This window comes from Buttiauxella agrestis (assembly GCF_900446255.1).
GTDB classification, from domain to species: Bacteria; Pseudomonadota; Gammaproteobacteria; order Enterobacterales; family Enterobacteriaceae; genus Buttiauxella; species Buttiauxella agrestis.
Window position 1 is genome coordinate 1,845,304 of the sequence record NZ_UIGI01000001.1, and the last position, 12,441, is coordinate 1,857,744.

The following is a 12,441-nucleotide window of genomic DNA, read 5'->3' on the forward strand; positions in this document are numbered from 1 at the left end:
TCGTAAGTACACACTAATATGCGCAATACGCAATTACAGGAGGCATTATGCAATCACCGTTAAGGAATTTGCGAAAATCGCAAGGGTTAACTCTCTCATTTGTCGCTAATTTGGTGGGTATTGATCCTGCCAACCTTAGCCGGATTGAGCGAGGGCAACAAATCGCATCACTTGACGTCACTGAACGGTTGGTCAAGTTTTATTCCGGGAAAATCAACGAACTCCAGATTTTATATCCACAGCGTTATGGAAAGGTTACTGAAGAATGCACTGAAGGAACACCGCTGGAAAAGGAGGCAAGCCGTGGGTAATGAGCCGCAATGGAAAGTAGAAAAGCAACCATTCTGGCTGGTGGCTGCGTTGAAGAAAACAATCACTGAGTTGTCTGGTGGTTATGCCGAGGCTGCTGATTGGTTGGGAGTGACAGAAAACGCACTATTTAACCGCCTGCGTGCTGATGGTGATCAAATCTTCCCGCTGGGTTGGGCGCTAGTGCTGCAGCAGGCTGGTGGCACTAACCACGTAGCTGAAGCTGTTGCGCGCAATTCTGGTGGGGTGTTTGTCCCGCTGGTGGATCTGAATAGCGTGGACAATGCCGATATTAACCAGCGTTTGATGGAGTCGATTGAGTGGATAGGCCGTCACTCGGAGCGCGTGCGCCAGGCCATCGAGGATGGTGTGATTGATTCAGACGAACGCCAGGATCTTGATGAAACCAGCTACCGGGTAATGGCGAAGTGGCAGGAGCACATCACGCTGCTTTATCGCGTTTATTGCCCGCCAGAAAAGAGTGACGCCCGCGAGTATGCAGCTCCGGGCGTCTTGGCGAATAACTCTACGTGTATGGAGAAATAATCGCATGAACATTTTAACGACAAAGTGCCGTTTACCGCAACTACGGATGGCCCCGACTTCTGGGCTTCCATTGTTTCGGTATGAGCGCATGGTACGCGGGAAATGGGTTCCATGTAACCACAGTCGGGCATCTGCAATTGTGGGGGTATTCAACCGGAGGGCTGCGCAATGGTTCAGCAAGTAAATAACACTACGGCCTTTGCGCTGGTACCGACTTTTGTAGCTGGCAACGTAACGATGAGTAGTCGGGAGATTTCCGATCTGGTTGAGTCGCGCCATGCTGATGTGTGCCGAACCATTGAAAGATTGGCAGCAGCAGGGGCAATCCAGGGGTATACGCCAACGCCGTATACCCACCTTCAGAACGGTCGAACCTACAAAGAGTACTTGATTGGCAAGCGCGACAGCTATGTAGTGGTTGCGCAGTTGTCTCCGCAATTTACCGCTCGCTTAGTAGATAGATGGCAGGAACTTGAAAGCAAATCTGCCATCCCTCAGTCACTCCCTGAAGCGCTTCGCCTGGCGGCTGATATGGCCGAGCAGAACGTGCAGCTTGCTAACAAGGTCAAGCAAGACGCTCCGAAGGTCGCATTCGTCAATCACTATGTCGAAGCCGGTGGCAATAAAAGCCTGCGTGAAACAGCGAAGATCCTAAACATGCCTGAGAAGGCGATGATTGATTCACTTCTGCGCGACAAAGTTCTTTTTCGTCAGTCTGGCAACTTGCTGCCCCACGCACTACGCCAGCGCGACGGGTTCTTCACTGTCAAAACTGGGACATCTGATTTTGGTCACGCCTATACCCAGACCCGAGTTACCCCGCGTGGTGTCCAGTGGATCGCTGAACGCTACGCTTCTGAACTGATGGGAGGCTGATATGGAAGAGAATATTCAGACTCTTGACCGCCTGTATAAAGATCATCATGGCGTTGTTGTGAACGTTATTGGATATGACCGTATTGGCCAGCGTGTGATTTATCGCCGTACAGGTTACGAGTGGGAATGTGCTGCGCCGCTAATCATCTTCCGTGCCCGGTTCAGGAGGATAGATAAGTGAGCGTTAAATTATCCGCCTACGTCTGGGATGGTTGCGCGGCTGCCGGCATTAAAGGCAACAAACTGCTGATCATGCTGCGCCTGGCTGACTTCGCCAGCGACGAGGGCATTGCATACCCGAGCGTGGCAACCATTGCGCGACAGCTCGGTGCTGGCCGTAGCACGGTTATATCTCTGATTAGTGAACTAGAGAAGGGCGGCTGGTTGGTGAAGAAGGAACGCCGTCAGGGCCAACGTAATACCAGCAATCTCTACACCCTCAACGTTACCAGGCTACGCCACGCTGCTGCCGGTGCTTATTCTGATAGTCCAATTCCTGAACGTTCAGAAGTTGAACATCCAGAAACTGAACGTCCAGATTTTGAACGTCCGGGAGAGAGTGAAAAAGCGGGTTCTCAGGGTCCAGAAATTGGACACGATCCGTCAGTAAATTCAAAACCAGATCCATCAGATCTAAAACCTGTTGGTCAGTCGCCGCTGGCAACCGACCCGCAGCAGCCCGATTCTCTGAAAATCGATTACCCCGCTGTGCTGGAGGCGTACCACACCACTCTGCCCGAAATGCCCACCGTTCTGGACATGACCGACGACCGCCGCAAGAAACTCCGCAGCCTCTGGAAGAAGTACGATTTTAACCTGGACCGCTGGCAGGCCTACCTGCGCTACATCGCCAAATACTGCCGCTGGATGATGGAAAACCGCCCGGATACCACGACAGGAAAGACCTGGCGCAAGAAGAACTTCGACTACCTCGTCACCGAAAAATGCTACCTAGCGGTGAAAGAGGAACGCGCCAACGACCTGCCGAAAGTGGCCCGCGTGGACATTACCGAACGGGATACTGCGTTTGTCCGCCTGGTAGCCCAGGGTAAGAAACCTGCAGGGCGAGTCGAAGAGCTGGCAAAAGCTGCCGCCGGTAAAGCAGGTCTGGGGCGAATGAACGAAGTGATGGCGCGTGCGTCGTGGAAGTCCATCTGGACGCAGGCAGTAACACAGGCAAGCGAAGAAGACCTTGCGAGGATTGCATCATGAGAGTGCAGATACAAAACCTGATCCTGAATTTCATCAGTGAAAACCCTGGTACCCAGATCTCCGCAGTCGTCAAAGGTCTGCCTGATATTGATCGTTCGTCGGTATCGTCTGCACTGACCCGCCTGACGATGCAGGGAAAACTCACCCGCGTTGAGGGCAATGGTGGTCGCTTTGAATACACCATCACCGCGGGCGAAATTCTCCCGGTCGCTGCCGAACCTCTGCCAGTTGTCGCTGTGGTACCGAACCAGAGAGTCATCAGCCCCGACGAGTGGGAGCGCCGTTTTAGCAAAGCAGAAGAGCTGCTGGTCAAAGGATTATCGCGCCGCGCAAACCAAGCGTTTCTGGAATTACTCGACGTGACATCGGAAACAACGTTACGCGAGAAAATTGTTAGCTGCCGGAGCCGCTGTGGAAGCAAACCTTCTGGCGATAGCTCAACTGTGGCAGGTCACTTTGTGGGTATGGGGTTGATATGACAATTCATGTTGTTAGTTTTTCCGGTGGGCGTACTTCCGCATATTTGGTGCATTTAATGGAGCAACGGCGTGCTGCGGGTGAGAGTGTGCATTACACCTTTATGGACACTGGAGCTGAGCATCCAAAAACTTACGAGTTTATCCGTAATTTAGTGAATTACTGGAATATCCCGCTGGTGTGTTTGAGAGTGGTTATTAACCCAGAGCTTGGTTCGGCGAATAGCTATCGTATCGTTGAAATCAGCGAGATTGGTCCTGACTTGCAGCCCTGGCGAGATATCAGTTCAAAGTACGGAATGCCATATTTTGGTGGTCCGTTATGCACTCGGGCAATGAAGACGGAGGTTTTCAAGCGTTACTGTGTCGATAAGTTTGGCAAGGATGGCTATCACACGTGGCTGGGTATACGTGTGGACGAACCAAAACGTCTGATTGAACGAGCGCGAGTGAACTATCTGGCAGATATCAGTCCATTTGAGAAACAGGATGTTCTGGCATGGTGGAAAGAACAGCCATTCGATCTGCAAATTCCTGAGCACCTGGGGAACTGCGTTTTTTGTATCAAAAAAGGGCTGAACAAAATAGCACTTGCTGCCCGTGATGAACCTGAACTTGCCAGTGACTTCTGGGAAATGATCAACGCTCCTGCGGTGCGCGATGTTGAAGGCCGCCAGTATGACGGCAGTATCATGTACCGGAAACACCACTCGCTTGAAAGTGTCATTGCATTGTTTGCTGAGCACTCCCGTGCAGAAATCGCATCGACCATCAGAGGGGGGGGCGGTTATGAATCAGGCTCCTGCACCGAAAGCTGCGAAGCTTTGACCTGTGATATCGATGAAGAGGGTAACGATCTGCCGGAAGAGACCCAACTCAAGAACATAAGCCCGTATTGCCTGGCACTAAACGATTTGCGGCAGCGTCCCTCGCACAAGCTTAAAGAGGTTGGTGATCAGTGGCGCACACCTGATCTGCTGTTCTGGGGAATCAATGCGATGTTCGGCCCGCTGGTGCTGGACCTATTCGCCGACGACAGTAACGCCAAATGCCCCACCTGGTACACGGCAGAAGATAACTCGCTGACACAGGACTGGTCAGAACGACTGGCGGATCTCGGCGGCGCTGCGTTTGCCAACCCACCATACAGTCGCTCGTCGTATCACGAAAAGCAGGCGATCACCGGCATGACCCACATCATTAACCATGCGCTGGCAATGCGGGAGAAGGGCGGGCGTTACGTGTTCCTCATCAAAGCAGCAACCAGCGAAACCTGGTGGCCTGACAGTGCCGATCACATTGCTTTCATTCGTGGGCGCATTGGATTTGACCTGCCGTCTTGGTTCATACCTGCTGACGATAAGCAGCAGCCAAGCGGCGCATTCTTTGCGGGTGCCATTGCTGTGTTCGATAAGACATGGCGTGGTGAGCGTTTCAGCTATATCCAGCGTACCGATCTGGAAGCGAAAGGTAGCGCATTTATGGCATTGGTGCAGTTTGCCGCTGGACGTATTCAGCCGGCAGCGGTGGAGGCTGCTCCGGAATCGAAGCCTGTCACGGTTATCGCAGAGCAACAGCCAGAAGAAGAACGAATCTATCCACTGGAAGTGAATCTGCTGATCGGTGATTTACCCGAGCTGGGTAAACTCCAGAGTGCTAAACAGCAGCAAGTCAAAGGCCATATCTATAGCCGGTGGCTCGAGCGTGCCAGCCGCGAGGAAATCATTGGTGAGGTCAGGGCGCTTATCGTTGGAATAGCAGCATGAGGGCAATTCTTACTCCTGAAATTGCTCCGCGTCTCGGCCTGGCATTGTTCCGCCCAGGCTCTGATGTAATGGCTCTGTTCCATCAGGGACGCGTGCTGATTGAGAGTGTTCCTGAGCATTTACAGCACCTGCCGTCCGGTATTGTACCGGCGGCATTACAACCGCTATCTGGTGATAAGGCTCTGTTGGCCTTTTTCACCAATGCGCGAGTGATTCAGGCTGCTGGTGGCCTTTCGACCCTTAACACATCCCTCCTCAGGGAGAATGGTTGTCAGTATCCGCACGGTGATTACCACCACCCTCAAATGGTCATCATGCCTTATCCACCAGGGTCAATTCGCGTTTGCTGGCACTGCGATAACGAGGTGCGGGAACAGGCGACTGAACTTCTTGCGGATCTAGCCCACCGGAACGTGGTGGAATTCGTGATTGCTTCAGCGCTGCGTAACCTTGGGTTTGATGATACTCATCAGCTGACACTGCCAGAGCTCTGCTGGTGGGCGATACGTTACGACCTGGTTGATTGCCTGCCAGAAGGGATGGCCCGTAAAGCGTTGAGAAAGCCGGAAGAACCGATTCTGTCGGTATACAAAGAGAGTGACATTGTGCCCTCACTTCCGGCCACCAGCATTGTTAAGGAGAAAGTGAAAGCGGTCAGTGCAGTAGTTAGAGCTCACGCAGATACGCTCGAAGAGCCGATTAAACCTGTTCTGAAACTTATCGCTAATCCGGAAAGCCCTGAATCATTCATGCTGCGACCGAAGCGGCGTCGCTGGATAAATCCGGTTTATACGCGATGGGTGAAAACTCAACCCTGCGAATGCTGCCGCCGACCCGCTGACGATCCCCACCATATCATCGGGCATGGTATGGGTGGTACAGCCACAAAAGCCCACGACCTCTTCGTGATCCCTCTGTGCAGAGAGTGTCACGACGAATTGCACGCTGACTTAGCAGCATTCGAACTGAAATATGGAACCCAGCTTGAGCTGGTGTTTCGTTTTCTGGATCGCGTGATGGCAATTGGCGTAATAGTTAAAGCGTAAGTGTATGGAGATGAGCAATGCGTGATATATATGAAGTATTAGACCGTTGGGGCGCTTGGGCTGCTTGTGATAGCAGTGGGGTTGACTGGCAACCTATTGCAGCAGGTTTTAAAGGCCTGCTCCCACACGGTAAGAAATCACGCCCTCAGTGTTGTGACGATGAAGGGATCATGATTGATGGCTGTGTTGCTCGACTGAGGAAGTATAAGCCAGATGAATATGAGCTTGTGATTGCTCACTTTGTTATCGGTATTTCGCTGCGCGCGATAGCGAAAAGGCGGAAGTGTTCGGATGGGACGATTAGAAAGGATTTGCAGACGGCTCTTGGTTTCATTATCGGGGTTATTAGTACAATGAATTGAGGAAAGCCGGCTAAGCCGGCTAAAATTTCAGAAGCTTTTTATATATTTGTTTTTTATTTTTTCATTTATATTTTGGATTTCATGTAATGTTGTACCAACTTTGCTAATTTCATATTTTGCATCGTTTGTACAAGACTGCCGTAGTTCAGCAATAAAACCGGTATCTTTGGTTTTTTTACTATCTAATATTTCTATTCTCTCACAAATAAATTCGACATGCCTGACAGATGAAGTAAAGATATAATAAGAAACACGCTTATCTTTTTCATTGTCTTCTAAAAGTTCGAGCATTTCATTATAAATGAAATCTAATTTATAAAATAACTCATCAATTAATCTGTTGGTTTCTAATTTCTTTAAGTTTTTAGAGTTGTTAGCTCTTGCAAATAAAGCAGTGACAATCCATCCTATGATGGTTAATCCAATACCTACTATTGCTATTATAGTAGCCGGCATGGTCCATAGACTTTGTGGAACAGCTTGATTCATTATCAAATTCTCCTTAGAGCGTCATTGATATATGAAACAACCTCAGCGGTTAAGGAAGGATCTTTGCTTTTGAGATTTTTCTTAAGAGATTCAATCTTGTTACGACTTATGCCTTTTCGGACCAATCCACCAAATGCTTCCTCAAGGAAGGAGGATCCATACCCAAACACACCATCAAAGTCCACGCAGACCAGATCGTTGTCCATTATTGCAGGTATCAAGAATGAGTCGCGGAATTTTTCACCACTATTTTCACCAAGAGATTCATACCTAGGTCCTGGATACTTAGAGAAGTCTTTGATGTATATGGTTTTCATAATGTTCCTCTTTCTGTAGGAAGTGGAATGCTCCACTCAACAATTGTACCGTTGATAGATTTTTTTGCATCCCACAACTTTTCAGGCTCTGATCTCTTATGCTCAGTATATCTATAATTTCCATTGTTGGAAATAATCCGTAACTGAGCATTCTTAAAGTTTTCGATGATAGATTGTAAATCTGTACCACCTTTTCCTCTATAACCTAATTTGGTTCTGGTTCTTTTAACTTGAAGTGATGCTTTTATATGCTCTGAGTCTAACTCAATTGGTTTTCCCATTAATTCTATCAATTTAGATAAAACTTTCTCTCCTTGAGTTAATTTTAAGGTTCTAGGGATGCCAACACCAAGATCACAAATTAGCAGTACCAACTTATTATTCATAATGGCAGCAAAGCACCACCATTTATTTTTATTGGTTTTTTTCTGATTGTCATAGAGATCATCCCTGTATGCATGTTCAACAGAGTTTGACATCGCTTCAATTAAGGGTCGATAAAGATCTGTGTATTCTTCACCCATTTTCGCAGCTACAGTTTCCAGCAACTTACCTGCCATTTCAGAGTCAACTAATTCCCCTCGAATGACCTCCCAACATTTGACGGATGGATTTTCTTTCATTTCTCTACCTTTAACACCGAAGGCAGAATAAATTCCGATTCTGTTTAATACGCTGTCAACAACATGATGTTCACCTTTCTTGGTAGTTTTGAAAGGAGGTCTGGTTACAGTGTATTTCACAAGTGGATAATTACTTCTAAGATTTTCGAGTTTAGCAAGTAAATATAATCCTGCGGCAGCTGAGATATAAATGGTGTTTCTAAAGCAAATGAATAATCCGTGGGATTTAGAATGTTCTTGCTCCGCTCTTCGCTCTATAGTCTCAATGAAATTTAATACGTTCTCATGGTGATTTGGGTTGTAAATATCTAATATTGTCGGCGCAACAATTTTATTTGTAGATGATTTTTTCTTTTTACCATTTCGTTTCGTCTTGCTGCCTTTAATGTTTTTGTTACTAACAATAGAACGCAAAAATTTCTTTTTTATTAATCGTTTTATTGCTTTATTAAACAATTTTTCGATTTTTTTCACGCTTTTCAGTTCCTTATGCTGTAGTCAACGCTATCTTACAAAATTGCTAACGCGTACGCAAAAACTATCGTAATGTGATAAGACATGTCACTAAGACACCGCACTTATTTAAGTCACAAACCTCGCCTTGGCGGGGTTTTGTCGTATTAGGCGGTCGAAAATGAAGTAGCAAAGCGGTGATACCGTAAATACAGATGCTTGATTGATTTCAGGCGCGCGACGACGGCGTTATCTGTGGTCGGGTTCCCACGGCGACGTAGTGAGGGAAAGGAAGTGAAGGCGCATAGCGCTGTGGCATCACTGAGTTTGGATTGGCAACCCGATTAACGCAGCAAACAGCCTAAAAAATTCGACGGTGCGCCGCGACACCTATAGCGGCAAGTTAACAGCGCAAAATGCGCGCTAGCACGCCCAAATATTCATTCATATCTTGCTGTGTGTTTTGTTCAGAGTTACATGTGTGTCATACACAAAAAATGGATAAAGACATGCTAAATCAGAAAGATATGACGGAAACAGCAAAGGCTGTTTTCAATGAGTTAAGCGAGAAGCCAGCTACGGCTGGGGAAATTGCCCAGAATACACACCTGACGCGCGAACGCTGCCAGTTAATACTGACGCAGTTGGTGATGGCGGGTTTATCAGATTACCAGTTTGGATGTTACAAGCGCCTCCAGTAACAGGAGGCTTCTGCTGTGAAATGGGCGGCTGGTGGGTGTTATAGTACTCACCAGCCATTCGCTCATGTCTAGAGGTCACAAGCGAACCCTGGCCCACAGCTTTAGCGCTAAAGCAATTTGAGCCTAACAAACGGACGCTTAAAGGTCTATGGCTTTTACTGTAAATAAATCCAGTATTACGCTGGTGAATGCCGACTCACTCGAGTACATCAAAATCCTTCCTGATAACAGCATCGATCTTATATGTACCGATCCGCCTTACTTTAAGGTGAAGCCTCATGGTTGGGATAACCAGTGGCGGGGCGATGAAGACTATCTGCTCTGGCTTGATAGCTACCTAGTTGAGTTCTGCCGCGTACTCAAGCCAGCCGGTTCGTTGTATATGTTTAGCGGTCACCGGCTGGCTGCTGACATTGAACTACTCGTTCGCAACCGCTTTAACATCCTCAACCACATCATCTGGGCAAAACCCAGTGGCCGATGGAATGGGTGTCATAAAGAGGATCTGCGCAGCTATTTCCCGGCGACCGAGCGCGTGCTGTTTGCTGAGCATTACCCTGGCCCTTATCGCGGGAAGAGTGACGGTTACAGCGCGAGTTGCGATGACCTGCGTCGCCATATTATGACGCCGCTTATCGATTATTTTCGCAATGCGCGCGCCGAACTCGGGGTAACGGCTCAACAAATAGCTGAAGTCACGGGCAAGAAAAATATGGTGTCGCATTGGTTCGGTGCCAGCCAGTGGCAGTTGCCCAGCGAAGTAGACTATGCAAAGTTGCAGAAGCTGTTTGATGATATTGCCTGGGAAAGACGGCAACAGTCCGGCCTGGGTATAAACCGTCAGCAACTCAGCGAGAACTACCAGGCATTAAACCGGCATTATCTCGATCTGGCTGACGAGTTTAAACGACTGCGTCGATCGTTCACTGTAAGTGCAGCTGTGCCGTATACGGACGTATGGTGCTATAAGCCGGTGCAATTCTATCCGGGTAAACACCCATGTGAGAAACCTGCCGATATGTTGCGTGACATCATCAATGCCAGCAGCAGGCCAGGTGATGTGGTGGCAGATTTCTTTATGGGGTCTGGTTCAACAATCAAAGCTGCATTGGCACTAGGACGCGGGGCGATTGGTGTTGAACTGGAGTTGAAACGATTTGAACAAACTAGAATGGAAATTTGTACAAAAATGTCTCGTGTAGACATATTTAAATGAGAACATTTAATGCTTTATCTCGGTTAATCAATAAAAAATCATTCAGTTCCATCAAAGCATGTTGGAAGATATTTTTTTAAATGATTAGGGATAATGCAAATGGAAAAAAATTTTTTAGGCTTGGCTGAAGATAAATTTGGCGATTGCATTTCAATGAATTTAACTCAGGTTAGCGGAGTTAAGGTTACATTTTTAGGTGATTTTAACGGCGGTGACGCATCTATAACCTTCGGAAATTCTGGTTTGGTTTCACCTTTCAGCGTGGTGGGTATTCAAGGTGATAATTCCGTTCAGTTGGTCAATAGTGCTGGTCAAGTCGCGTGGACCCTGCATGGTGAAAGGAGCACTCAATCGGAGATGGGTACCGATGGAATCAAATTCTTCCCAGATCTTCCTTTGGCTCAGGAGCAGACGTTACGTCTTGCTCGTCCACGTATGGCCACGGAATATAGTGCTCACTACAAGCTAAGAGTTAATTGCTTGTCAATATAACCAAGGTTTCAATGAGTCCTTTTCTAAGCCCACTTTTGGTGGGCTTTTTTTAGCCCAAAAGGTGGCTGTATGCTTGAAAAAGAACCTGGCCTGCTCGGATGGTTATCAGCTACCGGTGCATGGTTGCTTAGCCACCCCTACGCCAGCTGGGGAAGCCTAACAGCCTTCCTCGCTGCGTTATGGTCTGCCTTGAAAGACGGTAAAGGCTGGTGTGCTTCAACATTCGCTGGAGTGCTGGCAATCGCAATCACTTTAAGTGTGCTGGCCGTCATGCGTAAGACTGGCTTACACGAAGAGTGGATGCCATTGGTTGGCATGCTGGTCGGTTTTATCGGTGCGGATCGTATTCGTGCTGCTGTAGTTGGAGCGTGGGACTCACGCAAAATTCATTTGAAAGGAGATGACAAAAATGGGTGATATTTCCCCGCATTTTAACCGCAGTGAATTTGCATGTAAGTGCGGCTGTGGATTTTCTGCTGTAGATAAGGAGCTTAACGCTGTTCTGGAAGATGTACGAACGCATTTCAATTCCCCGCTTGTGATTGACTGCGCTTGCCGCTGCCCATCACATAACGCAGATGTAGGTGGGGTTGCTGATAGCCAGCACGTATATGGTATGGCAGCTGATATCAAGGTTAATGGTGTTAGCCCTGACGACGTGGCCAGCTATATTGAAAAGGCACACCCAAATGGTGGTGTTGGTCGATATGACACTTTCACGCATGTTGATGTTCGAGGTTACTCTGCCCGTTGGAATGGATAAACCGGCTTTACTGGCCGGTTTTGAGTTTTAACGCTTACTGTCTGGAGTGCGTTTTACAGGTACCCAAGAGCTGTTGGGGTTCTGTGTTGGTGGTGCTTTTGTGTTATCCGCAATGGTGGAAAAGTTGTCCTTTTTACCACCACGGGGACCTTGCTCTTGGTAAATCCCACCATTTTTACCTGTGCTCTGACCTGGTTTTAATGCCATTTTTATATTTCCAATGAGCACCACGAATTGTGGCAATAAAAATATGGTGCTGAAAGTTAATCGTTTCAATAGTCAGTAATAAAATAAGAGATAAAAATACAAATATATAAACATTCTTATTTGTATTTAATTAATGAATTTGATTTAAATTACCCGAGGTAAATAAATGAAGAGATCCATAATCGCATTAATTTGCGTGGTTTCTGCCTGTGTGCTATCTGGCTGCACCAGTGACCAGCTCAAATCGGAACAAAAAGCCGAACGTGAAGCCATGAGCGCTAAACAAACCGCTGATCGCAAGGCAGAGCACGCCGAAGTCGCGTTGGCAACATCTACTGCAACAACGGCAGCAGCCGCTGCAAATCTGGCTGCTAAGAAACAAGAGCAGAAGCAAGCCGATGCAGACCTTCAGCAATTAATCTGCCCTGAATCGGATCCAGCACCGGCTCAATAATCACTACAGGGTGTCATTACGATGGCGCCCGAGAGTGACTATTGTGGAGTGTTATGCGATGAGCCGTAAAGAGCCAACCCCCTGCCCGCAAACCGTGAGGAAGCGAAGCTACTCAGACCTGTACAGGCACCGG

19 protein-coding genes and 1 pseudogene are annotated in these 12,441 nt (G+C 47.8%); 16 read left to right on the forward strand and 4 right to left on the reverse strand.

The features are described from left to right. Positions 1-47 precede the first annotated feature (47 nt). From DY231_RS08820 to DY231_RS08860, 10 genes and pseudogenes are all read left to right on the forward strand, one after another. Complete coding sequence (locus DY231_RS08820) at positions 48-311, forward strand: helix-turn-helix domain-containing protein (protein ID WP_115628025.1); 264 nt, start codon at positions 48-50, stop codon at positions 309-311. Then, positions 304-855 carry a YmfL family putative regulatory protein gene (locus DY231_RS08825; RefSeq protein WP_115628026.1) on the forward strand — a complete coding sequence of 184 codons (552 nt, stop codon included), beginning with the start codon at positions 304-306 and terminating at the stop codon, positions 853-855. The genes DY231_RS08820 and DY231_RS08825 overlap by 8 nt, the downstream gene beginning before the upstream one ends. Positions 856-1,023: 168 nt before the next feature. After that, positions 1,024-1,731 (forward strand): phage antirepressor KilAC domain-containing protein, encoded by a 708-nt coding sequence (locus DY231_RS08830; RefSeq protein ID WP_115628027.1) that lies wholly within the window; start codon positions 1,024-1,026, stop codon positions 1,729-1,731. Between the two features lies 1 nt (position 1,732). Beyond that, positions 1,733-1,912, forward strand: a complete 180-nt coding sequence (locus tag DY231_RS08835) for a DUF4222 domain-containing protein (protein WP_115628028.1) — start codon at positions 1,733-1,735, stop codon at positions 1,910-1,912. Continuing rightward, entirely contained in the window at positions 1,909-2,943 is a 1,035-nt protein-coding gene (locus tag DY231_RS08840; RefSeq protein WP_115628029.1) for a helix-turn-helix domain-containing protein, read from the forward strand. Before DY231_RS08835 ends, DY231_RS08840 begins: the two co-directional genes overlap by 4 nt. Further along, a complete protein-coding gene (locus DY231_RS08845; protein WP_115628030.1) occupies positions 2,940-3,422 on the forward strand; it encodes a MarR family transcriptional regulator in 483 nt (160 codons plus the stop codon). Before DY231_RS08840 ends, DY231_RS08845 begins: the two co-directional genes overlap by 4 nt. Beyond that, a pseudogene (locus DY231_RS25615) lies at positions 3,419-3,589 on the forward strand (phosphoadenosine phosphosulfate reductase domain-containing protein); the annotation flags it as partial. The gene DY231_RS08845 and the pseudogene DY231_RS25615, both read left to right, overlap by 4 nt. 714 nt (positions 3,590-4,303) lie before the next feature. Next, the gene (locus DY231_RS25375) at positions 4,304-5,185 is read left to right on the forward strand and encodes a phage N-6-adenine-methyltransferase (RefSeq protein ID WP_256682706.1); all 882 of its coding nucleotides are present in this window, start codon (positions 4,304-4,306) and stop codon (positions 5,183-5,185) included. Next, complete coding sequence (locus tag DY231_RS08855; protein WP_115628032.1) at positions 5,182-6,231, forward strand: DUF968 domain-containing protein; 1,050 nt, start codon at positions 5,182-5,184, stop codon at positions 6,229-6,231. Before DY231_RS25375 ends, DY231_RS08855 begins: the two co-directional genes overlap by 4 nt. A 17-nt stretch (positions 6,232-6,248) precedes the next feature. Continuing rightward, entirely contained in the window at positions 6,249-6,593 is a 345-nt protein-coding gene (locus DY231_RS08860) for an antiterminator Q family protein (protein WP_115628033.1), read from the forward strand. A gap of 27 nt (positions 6,594-6,620) precedes the next feature. Here DY231_RS08860 and DY231_RS08865 read toward each other — a convergent pair whose 3' ends face one another. The 3 genes from DY231_RS08865 to DY231_RS08875 are packed head-to-tail and all read right to left on the reverse strand — an operon-like array spanning position 6,621 to position 8,496. Continuing rightward, positions 6,621-7,082: a hypothetical protein gene (locus tag DY231_RS08865; RefSeq protein WP_115628034.1), complete on the reverse strand. Its 462-nt coding sequence runs from the start codon at positions 7,080-7,082 to the stop codon at positions 6,621-6,623. A gap of 2 nt (positions 7,083-7,084) precedes the next feature. Further along, positions 7,085-7,399, reverse strand: a complete 315-nt coding sequence (locus DY231_RS08870) for an STAS-like domain-containing protein (protein ID WP_115628035.1) — start codon at positions 7,397-7,399, stop codon at positions 7,085-7,087. Continuing rightward, on the reverse strand, positions 7,396-8,496 hold the full coding sequence (locus DY231_RS08875; protein WP_115628036.1) for a hypothetical protein: 1,101 nt from the start codon (positions 8,494-8,496) through the stop codon (positions 7,396-7,398). Before DY231_RS08875 ends, DY231_RS08870 begins: the two co-directional genes overlap by 4 nt. Before the next feature lie 395 nt (positions 8,497-8,891). Here DY231_RS08875 and DY231_RS08880 point away from each other — a divergent pair, with 395 nt between their 5' ends. From DY231_RS08880 to DY231_RS08900, 5 genes are all read left to right on the forward strand, one after another. Continuing rightward, on the forward strand, positions 8,892-9,176 hold the full coding sequence (locus DY231_RS08880) for a hypothetical protein (protein WP_115628037.1): 285 nt from the start codon (positions 8,892-8,894) through the stop codon (positions 9,174-9,176). A gap of 148 nt (positions 9,177-9,324) precedes the next feature. Next, positions 9,325-10,392 (forward strand): DNA-methyltransferase, encoded by a 1,068-nt coding sequence (locus tag DY231_RS08885; RefSeq protein WP_115628038.1) that lies wholly within the window; start codon positions 9,325-9,327, stop codon positions 10,390-10,392. A gap of 99 nt (positions 10,393-10,491) precedes the next feature. Further along, a complete protein-coding gene (locus DY231_RS08890; protein WP_147295635.1) occupies positions 10,492-10,884 on the forward strand; it encodes a hypothetical protein in 393 nt (130 codons plus the stop codon). Positions 10,885-10,953: 69 nt separating this feature from the next. Continuing rightward, positions 10,954-11,301: a phage holin family protein gene (locus DY231_RS08895; protein ID WP_115628040.1), complete on the forward strand. Its 348-nt coding sequence runs from the start codon at positions 10,954-10,956 to the stop codon at positions 11,299-11,301. Then, positions 11,294-11,647, forward strand: coding sequence for a D-Ala-D-Ala carboxypeptidase family metallohydrolase (locus tag DY231_RS08900; protein WP_115628041.1), 354 nt, complete (start codon positions 11,294-11,296; stop codon positions 11,645-11,647). Before DY231_RS08895 ends, DY231_RS08900 begins: the two co-directional genes overlap by 8 nt. Before the next feature lie 27 nt (positions 11,648-11,674). On the opposite strand, the gene DY231_RS08905 is transcribed toward DY231_RS08900, so the two are convergent. Continuing rightward, on the reverse strand, positions 11,675-11,854 hold the full coding sequence (locus tag DY231_RS08905; protein ID WP_115628042.1) for a hypothetical protein: 180 nt from the start codon (positions 11,852-11,854) through the stop codon (positions 11,675-11,677). Between the two features lie 166 nt (positions 11,855-12,020). Here DY231_RS08905 and DY231_RS08910 point away from each other — a divergent pair, with 166 nt between their 5' ends. Further along, positions 12,021-12,308, forward strand: a complete 288-nt coding sequence (locus tag DY231_RS08910) for a hypothetical protein (RefSeq protein WP_115628043.1) — start codon at positions 12,021-12,023, stop codon at positions 12,306-12,308. The last annotated feature ends 133 nt before the right edge of the window (positions 12,309-12,441 follow it).